The organism is Neorhizobium petrolearium (genome assembly GCF_017873175.1).
In the GTDB taxonomy this organism is placed as follows: domain Bacteria; phylum Pseudomonadota; class Alphaproteobacteria; order Rhizobiales; family Rhizobiaceae; genus Neorhizobium; species Neorhizobium petrolearium.
In genome coordinates, this window is the sequence record NZ_JAGGJW010000006.1 from 124,832 (window position 1) to 147,104 (window position 22,273).

Annotated in this window: 18 protein-coding genes; 17 read left to right on the forward strand and 1 reads right to left on the reverse strand. The window is 60.1% G+C overall.

Going from position 1 to position 22,273, the window contains the following annotated elements; translation table 11 throughout:
• Window positions 1–11 precede the first annotated feature (11 nt).
• The 16 genes from nuoG to J2046_RS13110 all read left to right on the forward strand — a co-directional run bounded on the left by nuoG (window position 12) and on the right by J2046_RS13110 (window position 17,512).
• Window positions 12–2,093 carry an NADH-quinone oxidoreductase subunit NuoG gene (gene nuoG, locus J2046_RS13035; protein WP_210052395.1) on the forward strand — a complete coding sequence of 694 codons (2,082 nt, stop codon included), beginning with the start codon at window positions 12–14 and terminating at the stop codon, window positions 2,091–2,093.
• A gap of 7 nt (window positions 2,094–2,100) precedes the next feature.
• Window positions 2,101–3,144, forward strand: a complete 1,044-nt coding sequence (gene nuoH / locus J2046_RS13040) for an NADH-quinone oxidoreductase subunit NuoH (protein WP_210052397.1) — start codon at window positions 2,101–2,103, stop codon at window positions 3,142–3,144.
• A 40-nt stretch (window positions 3,145–3,184) separates the two neighbouring features.
• The gene (gene nuoI, locus J2046_RS13045) at window positions 3,185–3,676 is read left to right on the forward strand and encodes an NADH-quinone oxidoreductase subunit NuoI (RefSeq protein WP_037150180.1); all 492 of its coding nucleotides are present in this window, start codon (window positions 3,185–3,187) and stop codon (window positions 3,674–3,676) included.
• A 147-nt stretch (window positions 3,677–3,823) separates the two neighbouring features.
• Entirely contained in the window at window positions 3,824–4,438 is a 615-nt protein-coding gene (locus J2046_RS13050; RefSeq protein WP_210052398.1) for an NADH-quinone oxidoreductase subunit J, read from the forward strand.
• 20 nt (window positions 4,439–4,458) lie between these two features.
• The gene (gene nuoK, locus J2046_RS13055) at window positions 4,459–4,767 is read left to right on the forward strand and encodes an NADH-quinone oxidoreductase subunit NuoK (protein WP_037150176.1); all 309 of its coding nucleotides are present in this window, start codon (window positions 4,459–4,461) and stop codon (window positions 4,765–4,767) included.
• Window positions 4,768–4,774: 7 nt separating this feature from the next.
• On the forward strand, window positions 4,775–6,775 hold the full coding sequence (nuoL, locus tag J2046_RS13060; protein ID WP_210052400.1) for an NADH-quinone oxidoreductase subunit L: 2,001 nt from the start codon (window positions 4,775–4,777) through the stop codon (window positions 6,773–6,775).
• Entirely contained in the window at window positions 6,775–8,286 is a 1,512-nt protein-coding gene (locus tag J2046_RS13065; RefSeq protein WP_210052403.1) for an NADH-quinone oxidoreductase subunit M, read from the forward strand. Before nuoL ends, J2046_RS13065 begins: the two co-directional genes overlap by 1 nt.
• An 18-nt stretch (window positions 8,287–8,304) precedes the next feature.
• On the forward strand, window positions 8,305–9,747 hold the full coding sequence (gene nuoN, locus J2046_RS13070; RefSeq protein ID WP_210052404.1) for an NADH-quinone oxidoreductase subunit NuoN: 1,443 nt from the start codon (window positions 8,305–8,307) through the stop codon (window positions 9,745–9,747).
• 2 nt (window positions 9,748–9,749) lie between these two features.
• Complete coding sequence (locus J2046_RS13075) at window positions 9,750–10,520, forward strand: biotin--[acetyl-CoA-carboxylase] ligase (RefSeq protein WP_210052407.1); 771 nt, start codon at window positions 9,750–9,752, stop codon at window positions 10,518–10,520.
• Window positions 10,521–10,528: 8 nt separating this feature from the next.
• Window positions 10,529–12,196, forward strand: coding sequence for a ribonuclease J (locus J2046_RS13080; protein WP_210052409.1), 1,668 nt, complete (start codon window positions 10,529–10,531; stop codon window positions 12,194–12,196).
• Window positions 12,197–12,305: 109 nt separating this feature from the next.
• The gene (mce, locus tag J2046_RS13085) at window positions 12,306–12,710 is read left to right on the forward strand and encodes a methylmalonyl-CoA epimerase (protein ID WP_210052411.1); all 405 of its coding nucleotides are present in this window, start codon (window positions 12,306–12,308) and stop codon (window positions 12,708–12,710) included.
• 105 nt (window positions 12,711–12,815) lie between these two features.
• Window positions 12,816–13,199, forward strand: coding sequence for a PAS domain-containing protein (locus J2046_RS13090; RefSeq protein WP_037150159.1), 384 nt, complete (start codon window positions 12,816–12,818; stop codon window positions 13,197–13,199).
• 122 nt (window positions 13,200–13,321) lie between these two features.
• Entirely contained in the window at window positions 13,322–13,591 is a 270-nt protein-coding gene (locus tag J2046_RS13095) for a DUF1467 family protein (RefSeq protein ID WP_210052413.1), read from the forward strand.
• Window positions 13,592–14,120: 529 nt separating this feature from the next.
• Window positions 14,121–15,446, forward strand: a complete 1,326-nt coding sequence (gene proS, locus J2046_RS13100) for a proline--tRNA ligase (protein ID WP_210052414.1) — start codon at window positions 14,121–14,123, stop codon at window positions 15,444–15,446.
• 61 nt (window positions 15,447–15,507) lie between these two features.
• Window positions 15,508–16,815: a lipoprotein-releasing ABC transporter permease subunit gene (locus J2046_RS13105; protein ID WP_210052416.1), complete on the forward strand. Its 1,308-nt coding sequence runs from the start codon at window positions 15,508–15,510 to the stop codon at window positions 16,813–16,815.
• 13 nt (window positions 16,816–16,828) lie between these two features.
• Entirely contained in the window at window positions 16,829–17,512 is a 684-nt protein-coding gene (locus tag J2046_RS13110) for an ABC transporter ATP-binding protein (protein WP_210052418.1), read from the forward strand.
• 313 nt (window positions 17,513–17,825) lie between these two features.
• Here the strand turns inward: J2046_RS13110 and J2046_RS13115 are convergent, their stop codons facing one another.
• A complete protein-coding gene (locus J2046_RS13115) occupies window positions 17,826–18,389 on the reverse strand; it encodes an FG-GAP repeat protein (protein WP_210052420.1) in 564 nt (187 codons plus the stop codon).
• 391 nt (window positions 18,390–18,780) lie between these two features.
• Here J2046_RS13115 and dnaE point away from each other — a divergent pair, with 391 nt between their 5' ends.
• Complete coding sequence (dnaE, locus tag J2046_RS13120) at window positions 18,781–22,269, forward strand: DNA polymerase III subunit alpha (protein ID WP_411828495.1); 3,489 nt, start codon at window positions 18,781–18,783, stop codon at window positions 22,267–22,269.
• The last annotated feature ends 4 nt before the right edge of the window (window positions 22,270–22,273 follow it).

Genomic DNA, 22,273 nt, shown 5'->3' on the forward strand with positions numbered 1-22,273 from the left:
TAAGTGATACGATGGCAAAGCTGAAGGTAGACGGCAAAGAAATCGAGGTCCCGGATCATTTCACGCTGCTCCAGGCGTGCGAGGAAGCCGGCGCCGAGGTTCCGCGCTTTTGTTTCCACGAGCGTCTTTCGGTTGCGGGCAACTGCCGCATGTGCCTGATCGAGGTGAAGGGCGGCCCGCCGAAGCCGGCAGCCTCCTGCGCCATGGGTGTGCGCGACATCCGCGGCGGCCCGAACGGCGAATTGCCGGAAGTTTTCACCAATACGCCGATGGTCAAGAAGGCCCGCGAAGGCGTGATGGAATTCCTGCTGATCAACCATCCGCTCGATTGCCCGATCTGCGACCAGGGCGGTGAATGCGATCTGCAGGACCAGGCCATGGCCTTCGGTATTGACAGCTCGCGCTATACGGAAAACAAGCGCGCCGTCGAGGACAAGTATATCGGCCCGCTCGTGAAGACGGTGATGAACCGCTGCATCCATTGCACGCGCTGCGTCCGCTTCACGACCGAAGTCGGCGGCATTTCCGAACTCGGCCTCATCGGTCGCGGCGAGGATGCCGAGATCACCACCTATCTCGAACACGCCATGACCTCGGAACTGCAGGGCAATGTCATCGACCTTTGCCCGGTCGGTGCGCTGACCTCGCGGCCCTTCGCCTTCACGGCCCGCCCGTGGGAGTTGAACAAGACGGAATCGATCGACGTGATGGACGCGGTCGGCTCGGCGATCCGTGTCGATACCCGCGGTCGTGAAGTCATGCGCATCATGCCGCGTGTCAACGAGCAGGTGAACGAGGAGTGGATCTCCGACAAGACCCGCTTCATCTGGGATGGTTTGAAGACGCAGCGCCTCGACCGGCCTTATGTCCGCAAGGACGGCCGTCTGGCTGCGGCCTCCTGGAGCGAAGCCTTCGGCGCGATCAAGGCCGCGGTGTCGGCGACCTCCGCCGACAAGATCGGCGCGATCGCCGGCGACCTCGCATCTGTCGAGGAAATGTATGCGCTTAAGGAGCTGATCCGCTCGCTCGGATCGGAAAACCTCGACTGTCGGCAGGACGGGACGGCGCTTGATCCGTCGCTCGGCCGTGCAAGCTACCTCTTCAACCCCACGATCGAGGGTATCGAACAGGCCGGCGCGCTGCTCCTGATCGGTGCCAATCCGCGCCTCGAAGCGGCCGTGCTCAATGCCCGCATCCGCAAGCGCTTCCGCCGCGGCAACTTCCCGATCGGCGTGATCGGCGAGGTGAGCGAGCTGCGCTATGTCTACGATTATCTCGGCGCCGGTCCGGAAACGCTGCGTGATCTGGAAACGGGTGCCAACAGCTTCGTCGACAAGCTGCGCAATGCCAAGAACCCGATGATCATCGTAGGGCAGGGGGCTTTGGCCCGCCCGGATGGCGCGGCGGTCCTCGCGGCTGCCGCACAGCTCGCCGGCTCTGTGGGCGCGCTGACGGAAGACTGGAACGGTTTTGCCGTGCTGCACACCGCGGCCGCTCGTGTCGGCGGTCTCGACCTCGGCTTCGTGCCGGGCGCCAAGGGCGCGAATGCGGCAAAGATGCTGGCCGGCATGGATGTCCTCTTCCTGCTCGGCGCCGATGAGCTCGACTTCTCGAAGAAGGGCGCCAGCTTCACCGTTTATATCGGCAGCCATGGTGATGCAGGCGCCCATAATGCCGACGTTATCCTTCCGGGGGCGGCCTATACGGAAAAGTCAGGCACCTGGGTCAACACTGAAGGCCGTGTGCAGATGGGCACTCGTGCCGGTTTCGCGCCGGGTGAGGCCCGCGAGGACTGGGCGATCCTGCGTGCGCTGTCCGACGTGCTCGGAAAGAAGCTGCCCTTCGATTCGCTTTCCGCACTGCGCGCGAAGCTCTATGAGGCCTATCCGCATTTCGCCGCTATCGACGAGATCGCGCCGGGTTCCGTGAACGAAATTGCCGCACTCGGCCAAAAAGAAGGTGAGATGTCGAAGTCGGGGTTTGCGTCTCCGATCAAAGACTTCTATTTGACGAACCCGATCGCCCGCGCTTCGGCGGTCATGGCCGAATGTTCGGCATTGGCTCGCAACAATTTCCAGGCTGCGGCGGAGTAATTTGAACATGGATCCGTTCTTTTCGATCTACGTCTGGCCGGCGATCGTCATGATCGGGCAGTCGCTTCTGCTGCTGGTCTGCCTGCTCGTCTTCATCGCTTTTATCCTGCTTGCCGACCGCAAGATCTGGGCGGCCGTGCAGCTTCGCCGCGGGCCTAACGTCGTCGGTCCTTTCGGCCTCTTCCAGTCCTTTGCCGATCTTCTGAAATTCGTCTTCAAGGAGCCGATCATTCCGGCCGGCGCCAACAAGGGCGTCTTCCTGCTCGCTCCGCTTGTCGCCGTGACCTTGGCGCTCGCCACCTGGGCGGTCATCCCGCTTGCGGACGGCTGGGTCATAGCCAACATCAACGTCGGCATCCTTTACGTCTTCGCGATCTCCTCGCTCGAAGTCTACGGCATCATCATGGGTGGCTGGGCGTCGAACTCGAAATACCCGTTCCTCGGTGCGCTGCGTTCTGCCGCGCAGATGGTCTCCTACGAAGTCTCGATCGGCTTCGTCATCGTTACCGTGCTGCTCTGCGTCGGCTCGCTGAACCTCTCGGATATCGTCTATGCGCAGAAGGACGGCCTCGGCACGATGATCGGCCTGCCGGCCTCCTTCCTCGACTGGCACTGGCTGGCACTTTTCCCGATGTTCATCGTCTTCTTTATCTCGGCGCTTGCCGAGACGAACCGCCCGCCCTTCGACCTTCCGGAAGCAGAATCGGAACTCGTCGCCGGCTTCATGGTCGAATACGGCTCGACGCCTTACATGATGTTCATGCTCGGCGAATATGCGGCGATCGTGCTGATGTGCTCGCTGACGACCATCCTGTTTCTGGGTGGCTGGCTGCCGCCGGTCGATATCGCGATCTTCAACTGGGTGCCGGGCATCATCTGGTTCGTGCTGAAGGCAACGCTCGTCTTCTTCATGTTCGCCATGGTGAAGGCCTTTGTGCCGCGCTACCGTTACGACCAGCTCATGCGCCTCGGCTGGAAGGTTTTCCTGCCGCTGTCGCTCGCCATGGTCGTCATCACCGCATTCGTGCTGAAGCTGACGGGATGGGCATGAAGATGACCATCCAAGCTTTTGGCATCATTGGAGAATAAAGATGGCAGGTCTCGGACAAGCCGTGAATTCCCTGTTCCTGAAGGAATTCGTCGGCGCCTTCTTCTTGTCGATGCGTTACTTCTTCAAGCAGAAGGCGACGATCAACTATCCGTTTGAGAAAGGGCCTGTCTCCCCGCGCTTCCGCGGCGAGCATGCGCTGCGTCGTTACCCGAACGGCGAAGAGCGCTGTATCGCCTGCAAGCTCTGCGAGGCGATCTGTCCTGCCCAGGCGATCACCATCGAGGCGGGGCCGCGCCGCAACGACGGCACCCGCCGCACGGTGCGTTACGACATTGACATGGTGAAGTGCATCTATTGCGGCTTCTGCCAGGAGGCCTGCCCGGTCGACGCGATCGTCGAGGGGCCGAACTTCGAGTTCTCGACCGAAACGCGGGAAGAACTCTATTTCGACAAGGCGCGGCTTCTGGAAAATGGCGACCGCTGGGAGCGGGAGATCGCCCGCAATATCGCAATGGATGCGCCCTACCGCTAAGGCGGGCGCATTCGACCGGGACCGCCCCAACCAACGGGCAATGTGCCGGTGACATCTGGATGAAATGCCCGGCGCGTGTCATGCCGCCGGGTTTCGACGGGAAGGGGCCTCCGCCCTGCTTCCGGTGAGGGACGAAAAGGCACCACGATGGGTCTGCAGGCTATCTTCTTTTATCTCTTCGCGTTCGTCGCGGTGGCGTCGGCGTTCATGGTCATCTCTGCCAGGAACCCGGTTCACTCGGTGCTCTTCCTCATCCTGGTCTTCTTCAATGCGGCCGGCCTCTTTCTGCTGACTGGTGCCGAATTCCTGGCGATGATCCTGCTGGTTGTCTATATCGGCGCGGTTGCGGTTCTCTTCCTCTTCGTTGTCATGATGCTCGACATCGATTTCGCGGAACTGCGCTCCGGCGTGCTGCAATATGCACCGATCGGCATCCTGATCGGGCTCATCGTGGCGGCAGAGCTGATCGTGGTCATTGGCGGCAGCGTGCTGACCCCGGATGCGGCGAAGGCGATCACCATGCCGATCCCGAACCCGGCGGAACGCACCAATACGGCGGCCCTCGGCGACGTGCTCTATACGAACTATGTCTACTTCTTCCAGATCGCCGGGCTGGTGCTTCTGGTTGCGATGATCGGCGCGATCGTGCTGACCCTGCGTCACCGCACCCACATCAAGCGGCAGAATATTTCGAAGCAGGTGGGCCGCACGCCCGCGACTGGCGTCGAGGTGGTCAAGGTCAAGTCGGGTCAGGGCGTCTGAGGCGGAAAAGGAATAGAAAAATGGAAATCGGACTTTCCCATTATCTCACGGTCAGCGCCATCCTTTTCATGCTTGGTGTCTTCGGCATCTTCCTGAACCGCAAGAACGTCATCATCATCCTGATGTCGGTCGAACTCATCCTGCTTTCGGTCAACCTCAATATGGTGGCCTTTTCCTCCTTCCTGAACGACATCGTCGGCCAGGTCTTCGCATTGTTCATCCTGACCGTCGCGGCCGCGGAGGCTGCGATCGGTCTTGCAATTCTCGTCGTCTTCTATCGCAACCGCGGTTCGATCGCCGTTGAAGACGTCAATATGATGAAGGGCTGATCGGGTTATGATCTACAAGGCAATCGTCTTCCTTCCCCTGATCGGCTTCCTGATCGCCGGCCTGTTCGGCCGCCAGATCGGTGCCAAGGCCTCCGAATACGTCACCTCCGGCCTGATGCTCATCGCGGCCGTCCTGTCCTGGATCGTCTTCTTCAATGTGGCGCTCGCGCATGGCGAGGCGGGTGAGGTGATCAAGGTTCCGGTGATGCGCTGGATCCAGTCCGGCGGCATCGATGTCGAATGGGCCTTCCGTGTCGATACGCTGACGGCGGTCATGTTCGTGGTCGTCAACACGGTCTCGTCGCTCGTGCATGTCTATTCGATCGGCTACATGCACCACGATCCGCACCGCCCCCGCTTCTTTGCCTATCTCTCGCTCTTCACCTTCGCGATGCTGATGCTGATCACGTCGGATAACCTCGCGCAGATGTTCTTCGGCTGGGAAGGCGTAGGCCTCGCGTCCTACCTGCTCATTGGTTTCTGGTACAAGAAGCCGTCGGCTTCGGCTGCCGCGATGAAGGCATTCATCGTCAACCGGGTCGGCGATTTCGGCTTCGTGCTTGGCATTGCCGGCGTCTTCGTGCTCTTCGGCTCGATCAGCTTCGAAACGATCTTCGCTGCGGCTGCCACCTACCTGCCGCCGGAAGGCTCGCCGGAGGCGACTGAGGTCATCGTCAATTTCTTCGGCATGCCGCTCGACAAGGCTGGTGCGATCACCGTCATCTGCCTGCTGCTCTTCATGGGCGCCATGGGCAAGTCGGCGCAGTTCCTGCTGCACACCTGGCTGCCGGACGCCATGGAAGGCCCGACCCCGGTCTCGGCCCTCATCCATGCTGCCACGATGGTCACCGCCGGCGTCTTCCTGGTCGCCCGCATGTCGCCGCTCTTCGAACTGTCTCCCGATGCGCTCACTGTCGTGACGCTCATCGGCGCGATCACCGCCTTCTTTGCGGCGACTGTCGGCCTCGTCCAGAACGACATCAAGCGCGTCATTGCCTATTCCACCTGCTCGCAACTCGGCTACATGTTCGTGGCGCTCGGGGTAGGGGCCTATGGCGCGGCGATCTTCCACCTTTTCACGCACGCCTTCTTCAAGGCGCTGCTCTTCCTCGGCGCCGGTTCGGTCATCCATGCCGTCGACGGCGAGCAGGACATGCGCTACATGGGCGGCCTCAGAACGCATATCCCGATCACCTTCTGGATGATGACGATCGGCACACTGGCGCTGACGGGCGTCGGCATCCCCGGCACCATGCTCGGCTTTGCCGGTTTCTTCTCCAAGGACGTGATCATCGAATCCGCCTATGCTTCCCATTCGGTGGTTTCCGGCTTCGCCTTTGCCCTTCTGGTGATCGCGGCACTCTTCACGAGCTTCTATTCGTGGCGTCTGGCCTTCCTGACCTTCTTCGGCAAGCCGCGCGCATCCGCCGACGTCATGCACCATGTGCATGAATCACCGAGCGTGATGCTGGTGCCGCTCTACGCGCTCGCCATCGGCGCGGTTCTCGCCGGCGTGCTTTTCGAAGGCTACTTTTTCGGCCACGAATATGCCGAATTCTGGAAGGGCGCGATCTTCACGCTGCCGGAAAACGAGATACTGGAGGAGTTCCATCACGTGCCGACGCTGGTGAAGTGGAGCCCGTTCATCGCCATGGCAATCGGCTTCGTCACCGCCTGGTACTTCTACATCAAGTCGCCGTCGCTGCCGCGCCGTCTCGCCGAATCGCAGAAGGTCCTCTACGAGTTCCTGCTCAACAAGTGGTATTTCGACGAGATCTACGATTTCCTCTTCGTCCGTTCCGCGAAGGCGATTGGCCGGTTCCTGTGGCAGAAAGGTGATATCGGCGTCATCGATGCCTATGGCCCGAACGGGATTGCCGCCCGCGTGGTCGACGTCACCAACCGGGTGGTCAAGCTGCAATCCGGTTACCTCTATCATTATGCGTTCGCGATGCTGATCGGCATTGCCGCCCTCGTCACCTGGATGATGCTCGGGAGCTCAATCTAATGACCGACTGGCCAATTCTCTCGACGGTCACCTTCCTGCCGCTGGTCGGCGTCCTTCTCCTGCTGCTGACGCGGGAAGACGGTCCCTATGGCCGCCGCAACATCCTGAACGTCTCGCTGTTCACGACGATCTTCACGTTCGTCGTCTCGCTCTTCATCTGGTTCGGCTTCGACAACTCGAATCCCGGTTTCCAGATGGTGGAAAAGCATGCCTGGCTCGGCACCGGCATTTCCTATCATCTCGGCGTCGACGGCATTTCCATGCTCTTCGTCATCCTGACGACCTTCCTGATGCCGTTCTGCGTGCTTGCGAGCTGGGAGTCGGTCCAAAAGCGCCTCAAGGAATACATGATCGCCTTCCTGCTTCTGGAAGTGGTCATGGTCGGCGTCTTTGTCGCGCTCGATGTCGTGCTTTTCTATGTCTTCTTCGAAGCGACGCTCATCCCGATGTTCGTCATCATCGGTGTGTGGGGCGGCAAGGATCGCGTCTACGCATCCTACAAGTTCTTCCTTTATACGCTGCTGGGTTCGGTGCTGATGATGCTCGCCATCATTGCCATGTACTGGCAGGCCGGTACGACCGACATCACCGAGCTCCTGAAATACGGTTTTCCGGCCGGCATGCAGACCTGGCTCTGGCTCGCCTGTTTCGCAGCCTTCTCGGTTAAGATGCCGATGTGGCCGGTGCATACCTGGCTTCCGGACGCACACGTCCAGGCGCCGACCGCAGGCTCGGTCATCCTGGCCGGCGTCATGCTGAAGCTCGGCGGTTACGGCTTCGTGCGCTTCTCGCTCGCCATGTTCCCGCTGGCGTCCGAATACTTCGCGCCCTTCGTCTTCACACTGTCGGTGCTGGCGATCATCTATACCTCGCTGGTGGCGATGATGCAGGTCGATATCAAGAAGCTGATCGCCTATTCGTCTGTCGCCCACATGGGCTATGTCACCATGGGCATCTTCGCGGCAAATGTTCAGGGCCTGCAGGGCGCGCTCTTCCAGATGCTGTCGCACGGCATCGTCTCCGGCGCGCTCTTCCTGTGCGTCGGCGTTGTCTATGACCGGCTCCATACCCGCGAGATTGCGGCCTATGGCGGCCTCGTCAACAACATGCCGAAATATGCCGTGGCATTCATGATCTTTACGATGGCGAATGTCGGCTTGCCGGGCACGTCGGGCTTCATCGGCGAATTCCTGACGATCATCGGCGTCTTCCGGGTCAATACCTGGGTCGCGCTGTTTGCGGCGACCGGCGTCATCCTGTCGGCTTCCTATGCACTGTGGCTTTATCGCCGAGTGATCTTCGGTGCGCTTGAGAAGGAAAGCCTGAAGGCGCTCCTCGACCTTTCCGCCCGCGAAAAGCTCATCCTCTATCCGCTGATCGCGGTTACCATCTTCTACGGCTTCTATCCCGCGCCGATCTTCGATGCGACGAGAGCCTCCGTGGACCTGATGGTGAACAATTATTCCGCAGCCCTGCAGGCGGCGAAAGACCTTGCACTGAACGTGCACTGAGACGGGACACGACTGGACATGACCGCTGAAACACTCTCCCTAAGCCTGCAGCTCTCCATGCCGGAGATTATTCTGGCCGTGGGCGCGCTCGCTCTCCTGATGATCGGCGTTTTCTCCGGCGAGAAGTCCGCGCCGACGGTCACCGGACTTGCGGTGGCGCTGCTTGCCGTCGCCGGCCTATGGCTCATCTTCATGCCGGCCGACGGCGAAGCCTATGGCGGCGCGTTCAAGCTTGATCCGTTCGCGCGCTTCATGAAGGTTCTTGCCCTGATCGGTTCGCTCGTCGCGATGATCATGTCGGTGGGACACGCCCGCTCCGAACAACTCGACCGTTTCGAGTTTCCGGTTCTGCTCGTGCTCTCCACTCTCGGCATGCTTTTGCTGATCTCGGCGAACGACCTCATCGCGTTCTACCTTGCGCTGGAACTGATGTCGCTGGCGCTCTATGTCGTCGCCGCCATCAATCGCGATAGCCTGCGCTCGACGGAAGCCGGCCTGAAATACTTCGTTCTCGGTGCGCTTTCCTCCGGCATGATGCTCTATGGCATGTCGCTGGTCTACGGCTTTACCGGCAATACCGGCTTCGACCAGATCGCTCGTGTTCTCTCTTCCGAGACGCGGCACCTGGGCCTTGTCTTCGGCATGGTCTTCGTGCTCGCCGGTGCCTGCTTCAAGATCTCGGCCGTGCCGTTCCACATGTGGACGCCGGACGTTTATGAAGGTGCGCCGACTCCGGTCACGGCTTTCTTCGCTGCCGGTCCCAAGGTTGCGGCCATGGCAATCCTCGTCCGTATCGTCTCCGACGCCTTTCTGCCGATCGTCGCCGATTGGCGTCAGATCATCGTCTTCGTGTCGATCGCCTCTATGCTGCTCGGCTCGTTCGCGGCGATCGGCCAGCGCAACATCAAGCGACTGATGGCCTATTCATCGATCGGCCACATGGGCTATGCCCTGGTCGGCGTTGCTGCGGGCACCGAATCCGGCGTTTCAGGCGTGACGCTCTACATGGCGATCTACATGGTCATGACGCTCGGCTGCTTCGCCTGCATCATGGCAATGCGCCGCAAGGAAGGCGACAGCGTCGAGAACGTCGACGATCTCGCCGGCCTGGCATCGACCAAGCCCTTCATGGCGGTGGTGTTGACGGCGCTGATGTTCTCGATGGCGGGCATTCCGCCGCTCGCCGGCTTCTTCGCCAAGTATTTTGTCTTCGTGGCGGCGATCGAAGCCAAGCTCTATGCGCTGGCGGTTATCGGCGTTTTGACCTCGGTGGTGGGCGCTTATTATTACCTGCGCATCGTCAAGCTGATGTGGTTCGATGAAGCCAAGGGGGAATTTGCCCGCATCTCCGGTGAGCTGCGCCTGGTCTTCGGCCTCTCCGGCCTCTTCGTCACGGCCTATGTGCTGTTCGGTGGGCCGATCGGCACTGCGGCGAACGCTGCCGCCAAGTCCTTCTTCTGAGGATGGCTCGCAGGACTGGACGCTTCTCGCTCGACGCGTTTCGCCATGAGGCACTGAGCGAGGTAGGGTCCACCAATAGCGAATGTCTCGCCCGCGCCCGCGCGGGCGATTCCGGTTTGTTATGGATCACGGCAAGACGCCAGACGGCCGGCCGGGGCCGCCGCGGACGGGCATGGACTTCGGAGCCCGGCAATCTCTACGCTTCGCTGCTGCTGGTCGATCCAGCACCCTCCGAGCGGCTCGCATCTCTGCCGCTTGCGGTTGCCGTTGCCGTGCATGCGGCGGTGAAGGCCGTATTGCCGCCCGGCAGCGAAGCCCTCGAGGTCAAATGGCCGAACGACATCCTGATCGGCCGCAGAAAGACTTGCGGTATTCTCCTGGAAGGTGAAATCCTGCCGGATGGCAGCCGCGCGGTGGTCATAGGCATAGGCATCAACATCCGCCACATGCCCGATAGCGCGCCCTATGGCGTCACACGCCTTGTCGATCATGGCGCCGGCATTTCACCGGAGGAGATTTTTGCGCATCTTTACAGAGAGATCGCGGGTATTCTTGAGGTTTGGGATGAGGGGATCGGCATAACGATCATCTGCGAGCGCTGGCGGCAGATCGCTTGCGGCATTGGCGAAAAAATCACCGTCAACCTCTCCGACCGCTCGCTTGTTGGAACATTCGCAGGTATCGATGACAAGGGATTTTTGATGCTTGATACAGGCGCGGGCGGAGTTCTTCCGATCGCCGCCGGTGATGTATTTTTCGAAAGAACGGAATAAGAGAAGAAATGGCAAAACAGGAAGAGCTGGTGTTTCTGCCGCTTGGCGGCGTGGGTGAGATCGGCATGAACCTCGCCCTCTACGGCTATGGAACGCCGCAGAAGCGCCAGTGGATTATGGTCGATTGCGGCGTCACCTTTCCAGGGCCGGACCTGCCGGGCGTAGATCTCGTTCTGCCGGATATCCGCTATCTCGCCGGCGAGCGCCATAACCTCAAGGCGATCATCATCACCCACGCGCACGAGGATCACTACGGCGCGCTGAACGATCTCTGGCCGGGCCTCAACGTGCCGGTCTATGCCTCGCCCTTTACGGCCGGCATGCTGGAGGCGAAACGCAATTACGAGGGGTCGCGGGCCGATATTCCGATAACGATCTTCAAAGCCGGCGACCGCATCACGGTCGGCCCGTTCCAGATCGAAGGGGTCGGCGTCAACCACTCCATTCCCGAGCCCATGTCGCTTGTCATCCGCACGCCGCTCGGCAATGTGATCCACACCGGCGACTGGAAGATCGACTATGCCCCCTCGCTCGGCCCCCTTACCGATGAGGAGCGTTTCCGTGCGCTTGGCGACGAAGGCGTTCTGGCTGTGATGTGCGATTCGACCAACGCCATGCGCGATGGCGTGTCTCCGTCGGAAGAAGAGGTTTCAGAAGGCCTGCGCAAGATCATCGCGGGAGCCGAGGGCAGGGTGGCAATCACCACCTTCTCCTCGAATGTCGGCCGCATCCGCTCCGTCGCCCAGGCCGCCGAAGCTGCCGGTCGCGAGGTGTTGCTGCTCGGCAGTTCTCTGAAGCGTGTCGTCGACGTCGCCCGCGATGTCGGCCTGATGGAGGGGTTGAAACCCTTCATCGCCGAGGACGAGTACGGCTATATTCCGCGCGACAAGATCGTCGTCATCCTGACCGGCAGCCAGGGCGAACCGCGCGCCGCACTTGCCAAGATCGCCCGCGACGAGATGCGCAACGTGGCGCTGGCATCCGGCGACACGGTGGTTTTCTCCTCGCGCACCATTCCCGGCAATGAAAAGGCGATCATCGAGATCAAGAACGGCTTGATCGAGCAAGGCATCAACGTGGTGACGGACTCGGATGCGCTGGTGCATGTCTCCGGCCATCCGCGCCGCAACGAACTTCTGAAGATGTACGAATGGACCCGGCCGCAGATTCTCGTGCCGGTGCATGGCGAGGCGGCGCACCTGATGGCGCAGGCCGAGCTTGGCGCTTCCGCCGGCATTAAGACCATCCCGCGCGTGCGGAACGGTGATGTCCTGCGGCTTGCGCCGGGTTCCGCGGAGGTGATCGATGAGGCGCCGCATGGCCGCATCTTCAAGGACGGCAAACTGATCGGCGACTTCGACGAAATGGGAATTGGCGATCGCCGCAAACTCTCCTATGTCGGACACGTCTCGGTCAACGTGCTGCTCGACAACCGCTACGATTTCCTGACCGATCCGGATGTCGTCGCCTTCGGTCTGCCGGAGTTTGATGATGAGGGTGAGGCGATGGAGGATACGCTCTACGACGCGGTGCTCGGTGCCGTCGAAAGCATTCCGCGAGGCCGTCGCAAGGACCTCGATATGTTGCGGGAGGCGGTCCGCCGGGCCGTGCGCGCCGCTGCCAACGAGGCCTGGGGCAAGAAGCCGGTCGTGACGGTGTTCGTGACGAGGTTGTGAGGGGTGGGCGGATTGCCTCTCCTGAAAATCGGCGCGGCACGGTTATCTCTCTCCTTGCGGGAGGGAAATCGCAAGAAAGGGCTCGCACACCAAACTCGGAGGACACCACATGCTCGGACGCGTCAACCATATCGCCATCGCCGTGCCGGATCTGGCGGCGGCCACTGCCATTTACCGCGATACACTCGGTGCCCGCGTCTCTCAGGCCCAGGCGCTGCCGGAACATGGCGTGACGGTCGTCTTCGTCGAGCTTCCGAACACCAAGGTGGAACTGCTCGAACCATTGGGGGCGGACTCCCCGATTGCCGCCTTTCTCGAGAAGAACCCATCGGGCGGCATGCACCATATCTGCTACGAGGTGGAAGACATCATCGCCGCCCGCGACCAGTTGAAGGCCGGCGGCGCCCGCGTACTCGGTGACGGCAATCCCAAGACAGGCGCCCACGGCAAGCCGGTGTTGTTTCTACACCCCAAGGATTTCAACGGCACCTTGGTCGAGCTCGAACAGGTTTGATCTTGCGATGAACCGTAGCTGACTGTCTCCGGCTGGCTCTGCCTTCCTTTATCGTTAAGCCCGTTATAGTATTAGTAGATCGCCTGTCATGAGTAGGGACGTCTCATGGACCAATTATCCCGCAGAAAATATGATACTTTACTGGAGAGTGGAATTTTTACTTATGATGTGGCGCTGGATCTGTTGTGGGGTGATGTCAAGGCGGCAAATATCATGGGTTTTCCAAAGGAGGAAATGAATGACGGGATCAGGTTGTTGGAATATGTAAGTCTTGTTCATCCTGATGACCTCCCGGAATTTGCCGAGAAGAAGCACAAGTCGATACTCAATGCTTCGCCGTTCCAGAGTTCTCACAGACTTCTTCGCAAGAACTCCGCTCCTGTTTGGGTGACTGTGCACAGTCGGCCCTGCCGCATTCAAAACGGCCTGCCAACGCTGATTGGTGGCATTATCACATCGGGAAAGATTACAGTGGAATTGCCCCTTTAGGGAGCGAGGGCGGGTTACCTCCGGACTTATCCGGTGCGGCATCGCGTCCTCGGGCCCCCGTTTGAGTTTGCAGCCTTTCAGACTATAACGCCGCTCTCTGAACCGAAACCGGAAATCAACTCATGTCGCTCCTGACGGTCGCCGCCATCTATTTCATTCTCTGGTGGACCGTGCTCTTCATTGTTCTGCCGCTCGGCTATCGCAGCCAGCAGGAGGAGGGTGAGGTGACGACCGGAACGGTCGAAAGCGCGCCCGCGAAATTCCGCGGCGGCCGCGTCATCGTGCTGACGACGGTGATTTCCGCCGTGCTCTATGCGGCCTATCACCTCGTCTCGACATATTTCGGCTTCGGCATCGCCGATATTCCGGTCATCCTGCCAAGTTTCGAATAGGGCAGGATAACGCAGGAACCTGTCATCTTCCTGTCATGCTGGGAAGGCATAGGAGGCGCGGTCCGTCGAGGCCAAAACAGGCAGGGCTTCGAGAAAGCAAAAAAAAACAAGGCGGTTAAGCCTTGTTTTAGTTCCGCGTGATCCTTCACCGTTGCCGGGGCAGCGAACAAGCGCGCCTAAGATCTGATCCTCCCAAGACTTGACCGCGAAATGGCAAGAATTTGAACTCCTTGCCTCTTTTGTGAGCTGAACCTAGCTCAAAGGTTGGGCTTTGTCATCCGATTTTTTTGTATTTTTGACACAGTCGGGTAAAATTTTTCAGTTGACAAAAATGTCGCACGCTTGCCACGAAATCCCCACTTTTGAGCGATCTGCAGTGGCAGGCGCACAATCGCGAACATCCAGGCGATTCACGCGGGGGCGGGTTCCCTTGAGAACGCGGAACGGCTATGTACCCTCGCAATATTACTCCAGAAATGGCCGATTCCTGATCAGACAAGGGATAGGCTGGCAACCCTCGGAAATCTCGATGCGCCTCACCCGTTATTTCATGCCCATCCTGAAGGAAAATCCCAAAGAAGCGGAAATCGTCTCCCACCGGCTGATGCTGCGTGCGGGCATGATCCGCCAGCAGAGCCAGGGGATCTATTCCTGGTTGCCGCTGGGAAAACGTGTGCTCGACAAGGTCTGCGCGATTATCCGGGAGGAGCAGAACCGGGCAGGGGCGCTTGAAATCATGATGCCGACGATCCAGTCGTCTGACCTGTGGATCGAAAGCGGCCGTTACAATGACTACGGCGCCGAGATGCTGCGTATCAAGGACCGGCAGGACCGCGCCATGCTCTTCGGGCCGACCAACGAGGAGATGGTGACGGATATTTTCCGTTCCTACGTCAAATCCTACAAGAGCCTGCCGCTCAACCTCTATCACATCCAATGGAAGTTCCGCGACGAGATCCGTCCGCGTTTCGGCACCATGCGCTCGCGTGAGTTCCTGATGAAGGACGCCTATTCCTTCGACCTGACGAAGGAAGATGCGATCCACGCCTATAACCGCATGTTCGCAGCGTATCTGCGGACGTTCTCGCGCATGGGATTGCGGGCGATCCCGATGCGCGCCGATACCGGCCCCATTGGCGGCAACCACAGCCACGAATTCATCATCCTGGCCGAAACCGGCGAGTCGGAAGTGTTCTCCCACAAGGATTTCGTGAACTTCGAAATCCCCGGCATCGACACCGATTTCAATGACGTCTACGCACTCAAGGCGATCTTCGACAAATGGACCTCGGTCTATGCCGCGACGTCCGAAATGCACGATGAAGCTGCCTTCAACGCCATTCCCGAGGCCGACCGCATGTCCGCCCGCGGCATCGAGGTCGGTCATATCTTCTATTTCGGCACGAAATATTCCGAGCCCATGGGGGCAAAGGTGCAGGGTCCGGATGGCAAGGAACACCTTATTCACGGTGGTTCCTACGGTATCGGCCCGACCCGCCTTGTTCCCGCCATCATCGAAGCATCGCATGACGAGAACGGAATCATCTGGCCGGCGTCCGTCGCACCCTTCGACGTTGTGGTCATCAACATGAAGCCCGGCGACGAGGCCTGCGATCGCATCTGCGAGACGCTTTATGGCGGGCTCACGACCGTCGGCAAGGACGTGCTCTACGACGACACGGATGAGCGCGCCGGCACCAAGTTCGCAACCGCCGACCTGATCGGCGTGCCGGTTCAGGTGATTGTCGGACCCCGCTCCGCCGCAGGTGGCGAAGTCGAGGTCAAGGACCGCAAAACCGGTGAGCGCGAGACGCTGACCGTCGAGGCGGCGATGAACAGACTTGCCGGCCGATAAGCCGGCGGGTCCGGTAGACAAGGATAAGGCGGGCTTGACCGTCAGGCATCGAGGAAACGGCATGGCGAGCGTCGCGGCGAATGGTGAAGCGGAAAAGGCGGAGCGCTCGCCCTCGGCTGGTCCTTTCTCGGCCTTTGAGCGCATGGTTGCCTGGCGTTACCTGCGTTCGCGCCGCCGCGAGGCCTTCATCTCCGTCATTGCCGGCTTTTCCTTCATCGGCATCATGCTGGGTGTCGCCACTCTTATCATCGTCATGGCAGTGATGAACGGTTTCCGCACCGAGCTCATCTCGCGCATCCTTGGCATCAACGGTCACATGATTGTCCAGCCGATCGACGGGCCGTTCACCGATTACGCCGAGCTCACCAAGAAATTCGCGGCTGTTCCCGGCGTCAGGATGGCGCTTCCGCTGGTGGAAGGCCAGACGTTGGCTTCCGGCCGCGGTGGTGCAGGTTCAGGCGCGCTTGTGCGCGGCGTTCGTCCGGAAGATCTTGAAAAGCTCACCGAGGTCGCCGGCAACATCAAGTCCGGCGATCTGGTCGGTTTCGCTTCAGGGCAGGGCGTCCTGGTCGGCTCGCGGCTTGCGGCCCAGCTCGGCTTGAATGCCGGTGATCAGATCACGCTCATCTCGCCGGAGGGCGACGTGACACCCATGGGCGTCAATCCACGGGTGAAATCCTATCCGATCTCCGGCATCTTCGAGATCGGCATGTCGGAATACGACGCGACGATCATTTATATGCCGCTTGAAGAGTCGCAGCTCTATTTCAATGCCGATGGCCTCGTGCAGTCGATCGAGCTTTTCGTCGACAATCCCGATAATGTCGACAGCATCCGGCCATTGGTGGAGGCCGCAGCCGGCCGACAGATCTTCATCTCAGACTGGCGCCAGCGCAACCAGACCTTCTTTTCCGCGCTCCAGGTGGAACGCAACGTGATGTTCATGATCCTGACGCTGATCGTGCTGGTGGCCGCACTCAACATCATTTCCGGCCTCATCATGCTGGTGAAGGACAAGGGCAGCGATATCGCAATCCTGCGCACCATGGGAGCCGGCGCCGGCGCAATCATGCGCATCTTCTTCATGACCGGGGCCGCGATCGGCATCGTCGGCACGCTCGCCGGCGTCGTGCTCGGAGTTATTGTCTGTCTCAACATCGAATCGATTCGCCAGTTCTTCTCCTGGGTTTCCGGCACGGTCCTCTTCGATCCGGAACTCTATTTCCTCAGCCAGTTGCCGGCGGAGATGAGCCTGCGCGAGACGTTGTCGGTGGTCGTCATGGCGCTGGGGCTTTCCTTCCTCGCCACCATCTTCCCGGCATGGCGGGCCTCGAAGCTCGATCCTGTCCAGGCCCTCCGATACGAATAGGTCCCGATCCTTTATGGCACGCAAAACTGTCTTGCAGCTCTCGGGCGTCCAGCGTCACTACGGCCAGGGCGACACCACGCTTTCGATCCTGAAGGGCGCGGATTTTGAGCTGGTGCGCGGCGAAATGGTGGCGCTGGTCGCGCCGTCGGGTACGGGAAAGTCGACGCTGCTGCATCTTGCCGGCCTGCTTGAGCATCCGGATGGCGGCGAGGTCTTCATCGGCGGGCGTCCCTGTAACGATCTGTCTGACGACGACCGCACCGCGATCCGCCGCTCGGAGATCGGCTTCGTCTACCAGTTCCACCATCTCCTGCCGGAATTCACGGCGATCGAGAACATCATGATGCCGCAGCTGATCGCCGGCCTTTCGAAGGCAGAGGCGAAGGAACGTGCAGCTCAGCTCCTCGATTACATGCGCATCGGCCATCGGGCAGAGCATCGTCCGGCCGAATTGTCGGGCGGCGAACAGCAGCGCGTGGCAATCGCCCGCGCCGTCGCCAACGCGCCGCGTGTGCTTCTCGCCGACGAGCCGACCGGCAACCTCGACCCCAAGACGGCATCCTATGTCTTTGATGCGCTGGAGGCGCTGGTACGCCAGTCAGGCCTTGCAGCACTGATCGCCACCCACAACCACGAACTTGCCGGCCGCATGGACCGCCGCGTGACGATCGAGGGCGGCAAGGTCGTGGAGATGTGAAGCCGGTTAAGCGCAGGCGATTGGCGCCATATTCCGGTTATCCCTGTGCCGGTCACAGAGATCCAGCAGCGCTGCGTCGGTCGCGCGTGTTTCGCACACAATCCCGTATGGCTTTCCGCAAGGACGTAAGACCATATCGCCGCAGAGGAACCGGAGTTGCGCGGAAAAACTTGGCCGAACGGGATACGTCACGTGTCATTTGTAAATTTCAATACGGGGCGCTCGATGTGTCTCGGCCGCTCCTGAAAACAACCTTGATCGCCAATGGGGACTTCCCCCTCGTTTCCCCCATGAAAACATGCTGGCAGACGGTTTACCGCCCCTTGCAGATGTCTTGCCCGATCTCGTTCTCCCATTGAGCGACCGGAACCGCGCCTGGCGCGCCGATGATCGGTTTGCCGTTCACCTTGCCTTTGCCCGTCAGCAGGTTGAGGTCGCATTCGATCTGGTCCGGCACGTTCTCCGAAAAGCCGTAGCCCGCCACCAGGAAATCCGAATTGCGATAGGCAAGTGTAAGCCTGATCTCGTAATGCCGCTGGCCGGGCGTATCGTTCTTCGCCGTCACCAGAATTGATCCGTTCTGCAAGGCGGCGATTGCAACCGATTCTCCCGCATAGATAAACGAGCCGGGCACTTTGTTCGTGGCAGCTGCCTTGAGCGTCATCCGTCCTTCGTAGGGGTCGGCAAGGTAGATGTAGATGCCGTTGCGGTCCGCGCCGTGTTCCCGTGGCGGACGCACGATCATGGCGAGATCGGCGTCGCCATCCCGGTCAAAATCCCCGGTCGCAACAGCCGCGATCCGACCGGGATCGATCAGCTCTTCGGTCAGCGCCGGGCCGGCGAGGAGGAAGGCGACAAGCACTGCAAATGTTCTCATGGTGGAAGGTTCCCCGCTCTGATCTGTCAACTCTAGCCTACGCGAACCTCTTGGAAAACAGGGATTTCTCTCCAATTTTAACCATAGTTTCGAAATCGCGTTTCTCCTTTTGTTCTCTTGTTGACTTTTGTACAAAAAGAGAACAAATTAAAAACATAACGAACACGGGAGACGACGATGACTGACATTCTTCGTGACATTGCCGCATTCGCTTCCATCGCCACCTTCGTGGCAAGCCTGTCCATGCTCGTCATGGCCATGTGAGCGAACTCTCGCTTGAAGCTTCGTCATCCGAAAGACGTTGAGCGAGGAAATCTGAACTGGACTCTCGGCAGGCCGCACCGGAAAATAGCCCGATTCATGAAGTGGGTAAGGCGCGGACATGGCAGATATGGCGAACGCAAAATCGGGATCGGAATCGTTGGGCGATAGCCCGCAATTCGTTCACCTGCGCGTTCATTCCGCCTACTCGCTTCTTGAGGGCGCACTGCCGCTCAAGAAGATTCTTTCGAAAGCGGTCGCGGATCATCAGCCCGCGATCGCGATCACCGATACGAACAATCTCTTCGTTGCGCTGGAATTTGCCCAGAAGGCTATCGATGATGGGCTGCAACCGATCATTGGCTGTCAGCTTTCGATCGATATGGAAGACCAGTCGGAAGAGCGGCGCGCTGGCCATCAGCAGCTTGCCAGGCTGCCGGCGATTGTCGTGCTTGCAGCAACGGCTGCGGGCTACGAAAGGCTGGTCGACCTTATCAGCCGCGCCTATCTGAGCGGCGAAGGTCACGGCGCCGTGCATATTTGCAGCTCGTGGCTGGAGGAGGGGGGCACCGACGGGCTGATCGCGCTCACCGGAGCCTCCGGCGGGCCGGTCGACATGGCCATGAAGGACGGGAATGCGGCACTTGCCGAGTCACGGCTGCTTAAGCTGAAAGAGCTCTTCGGCGACCGGGTCTATGTCGAACTGCAGCGCCACGGTTCCTTTGACCGGCGACATGAGCAGAAGATGGTGGCGCTTGCCTACGACCGTGACCTGCCGCTGATTGCGACGAACGAGGCTTTTTTTCCGTCGAAGGCAGATTACGACGCCCATGACGCGCTGATGGCGGTCGCCCACAATGCGATCGTTTCGGACGACAACCGTTTCCGCCTGACGCCTGATCATTATCTGAAAAGTCGCGCTGAAATGGCAGCCCTGTTTGCCGACCTGCCGGAAGCGCTGGAAAACACGGTCGAGGTCGCCCGGCGCTGCTCCTTCATCCTGAAGACGCGAAAGCCTATCCTGCCGCGCTTTACCGGGGCAACGGCAGATCCGGAAGAGGCCGAACGGGCCGAGGCGGCGGAATTGCGCCGTCAGGCGATCGAAGGGTTGGAAAACCGCATCGCAACCCTTGGAATGACGAGCGGCTATACGGAACAGGATTACCGCGAGCGTCTGGATTTCGAGCTGGGCGTTATCGAACGCATGAAGTTCCCGGGGTACTTCCTGATCGTGTCGGACTTCATCAAGTGGGCAAAGCAGCACAATATTCCGGTCGGTCCGGGCCGCGGTTCGGGTGCCGGCTCGCTGGTGGCATACGCGCTGACGATCACCGACGTTGACCCGTTGCGCTTCTCGCTGCTTTTCGAGCGCTTCCTCAATCCGGAACGCGTGTCGATGCCGGACTTCGACATCGATTTCTGCCAGGACCGTCGTGAAGAGGTGATCCGCTACGTGCAGGCTAAATACGGCCGCGAGCAGGTGGCGCAGATCATCACCTTCGGTTCGCTGCAGGCGCGCGCGGCGCTGCGCGACGTCGGTCGTGTGCTGGAAATGCCCTACGGCCAGGTCGACAAGATCTGCAAGCTCGTGCCGAACAATCCGGCCAACCCGACGCCGCTGTCGAAGGCGATCGAGGAGGAGCCGAAGCTGCAGGAAGAGGCGGACAAGGAGCCGGTCGTCCAGCGCCTTCTCGACATCGCCCAGAAGATCGAGGGCCTTTATCGCCACGCTTCGACCCATGCCGCCGGCATAGTGATCGGCGACCGGCCACTCTCGAAACTCGTGCCGATGTATAGAGACCCGCGTTCCGACATGCCGGTCACCCAGTTCAACATGAAATGGGTGGAGCAGGCAGGCCTGGTGAAGTTCGACTTCCTTGGTTTGAAGACGCTGACAGTGTTGAAGACTGCCGTTGACTTCTGCAGGAAGCGCGGCATCGAAATCGATCTCGCCAAGATCCCGCTGAACGATCAGAAGACTTACGAGATGCTTTCCCGTGGCGAAACGGTCGGCGTGTTCCAGGTGGAAAGTGCCGGCATGCGCAAGGCGCTGATCGGCATGCGGCCGGACTGCATCGAGGACATTATCGCGCTGGTCGCGCTCTACCGCCCCGGTCCGATGGAGAACATCCCGACCTATAATGCCCGCAAGCATGGCGAGGAGGAGATCGAATCGATCCACCCGATGATCGATTATCTGCTCAAGGAGACCCAAGGGGTCATCGTCTACCAGGAACAGGTCATGCAGATCGCCCAGGTTCTCTCGGGCTATTCGCTCGGCGAGGCCGATCTTTTGCGCCGCGCCATGGGCAAGAAGATCAAGGCCGAGATGGACCAGCAGCGCGAACGCTTCGTCGACGGCGCGGTAAAGAACGGCGTCTCCAAGGCGCAGGCCGACAACATCTTCGAACTGCTCGCCAAGTTTGCCAACTACGGTTTCAACAAGTCGCACGCGGCGGCCTACGCGATCGTTTCCTACCAGACCGCCTATATGAAGGCGCATTACCCGGTCGAGTTCCTCGCCGCGTCGATGACCTACGATATGGCGAACACCGAGAAGCTCAACGACTTCCGACAGGATGCGGGGCGCCTCGGCATTGCTGTCATTCCACCGTCCGTTCAGACCTCTTACCGGCATTTCGAGACGGGCGAGAACAAGATCTACTATGCGCTGGCCGCCATCAAGGGCGTCGGCGACTCGGCCGTGGAACATATCACCGATGTGCGCGGCGACCGGTCATTCAAGAACATCGAGGATTTCTGCCTGAGGATCGATCCGAAGCAGATCAACCGGCGCGTCATGGAAAGCCTGATCTCGGCGGGCGCCTTCGATTGCTTCGGTATCGATCGTGCCGAATTGATCGGCGGGCTTGACCGCATCATCGGTTATGCGCAGCGTGCCCAGGAGGAGAAAGTCAGCGGCCAGTCGGATTTCTTCGGCTCGTCGGCGAGCTCTGGCCCCGAAAAGCTCGTTCTGCCGCCTTTCGATCCGTGGACGCCGTCGGAAAAATTGATGCGCGAGTACCAGGTTCTCGGCTTTTATCTCTCCGCCCACCCCCTCGATTCTTATGCAAATATTCTTGCCAAGATGCGGGTGCAGACCTTTGCGGAATTCTCTGTTTCGGTGAAGGGAGGGGCAAGTTTCGGAAAGCTCGCGGGCACGGTGACGAGCCGTCAGGAGCGCAAGACCCGCACCGGCAACAAGATGGGCATCGTGGCCTTCTCGGACTCGTCCGGCCAGTTCGAGGCCGTGCTTTTCTCGGAAGGACTTGCGCAATACCGCGATCTCCTCGAACCCGGCAAATCGCTGCTTATTACCGTGCAGGCGGAGGAACGGCCGGAAGGCATCGGGTTGCGCATTCAGACGGCCCAGTCGCTGGAGGAGAAATCCGTGCAGATGCAGAAGGCGTTGCGCGTCTATGTCCGAGATTCAGGGCCTATGAAGACCGTGGCGAGGCACCTGAACGCAAGGGGCGACGGGCTGGTCTCTTTCGTCGTCATCAAGGATGACGGCAAGCGCGAGATCGAGGTGGAGCTGACGGAGAAATATCGCATCTCGCCGGAAATCGCCGCAGCATTGCGCGCGGCGCCGGGCGTCCTCGACGTGGAACTGGTATAGGCCG

Coding starts and splice junctions, on each gene's coding strand:
- proS (WP_210052414.1), top strand. CDS start 14,121: ATGCGCCTCACCCGTTATTTCATGCCCATCCTGAAGGAAAATCCCAAA.
- nuoG (WP_210052395.1), top strand. CDS start 12: ATGGCAAAGCTGAAGGTAGACGGCAAAGAAATCGAGGTCCCGGATCAT.
- nuoI (WP_037150180.1), top strand. CDS start 3,185: ATGGCAGGTCTCGGACAAGCCGTGAATTCCCTGTTCCTGAAGGAATTC.
- J2046_RS13095 (WP_210052413.1), top strand. CDS start 13,322: ATGTCGCTCCTGACGGTCGCCGCCATCTATTTCATTCTCTGGTGGACC.
- mce (WP_210052411.1), top strand. CDS start 12,306: ATGCTCGGACGCGTCAACCATATCGCCATCGCCGTGCCGGATCTGGCG.
- J2046_RS13080 (WP_210052409.1), top strand. CDS start 10,529: ATGGCAAAACAGGAAGAGCTGGTGTTTCTGCCGCTTGGCGGCGTGGGT.
- J2046_RS13110 (WP_210052418.1), top strand. CDS start 16,829: ATGGCACGCAAAACTGTCTTGCAGCTCTCGGGCGTCCAGCGTCACTAC.
- J2046_RS13115 (WP_210052420.1), bottom strand. CDS start 18,389: ATGAGAACATTTGCAGTGCTTGTCGCCTTCCTCCTCGCCGGCCCGGCG.
- J2046_RS13065 (WP_210052403.1), top strand. CDS start 6,775: ATGACCGACTGGCCAATTCTCTCGACGGTCACCTTCCTGCCGCTGGTC.
- J2046_RS13105 (WP_210052416.1), top strand. CDS start 15,508: ATGGCGAGCGTCGCGGCGAATGGTGAAGCGGAAAAGGCGGAGCGCTCG.
- J2046_RS13050 (WP_210052398.1), top strand. CDS start 3,824: ATGGGTCTGCAGGCTATCTTCTTTTATCTCTTCGCGTTCGTCGCGGTG.
- nuoH (WP_210052397.1), top strand. CDS start 2,101: ATGGATCCGTTCTTTTCGATCTACGTCTGGCCGGCGATCGTCATGATC.
- nuoL (WP_210052400.1), top strand. CDS start 4,775: ATGATCTACAAGGCAATCGTCTTCCTTCCCCTGATCGGCTTCCTGATC.
- J2046_RS13075 (WP_210052407.1), top strand. CDS start 9,750: ATGGCTCGCAGGACTGGACGCTTCTCGCTCGACGCGTTTCGCCATGAG.
- nuoN (WP_210052404.1), top strand. CDS start 8,305: ATGACCGCTGAAACACTCTCCCTAAGCCTGCAGCTCTCCATGCCGGAG.
- nuoK (WP_037150176.1), top strand. CDS start 4,459: ATGGAAATCGGACTTTCCCATTATCTCACGGTCAGCGCCATCCTTTTC.
- dnaE (WP_411828495.1), top strand. CDS start 18,781: ATGGCGAACGCAAAATCGGGATCGGAATCGTTGGGCGATAGCCCGCAA.
- J2046_RS13090 (WP_037150159.1), top strand. CDS start 12,816: ATGGACCAATTATCCCGCAGAAAATATGATACTTTACTGGAGAGTGGA.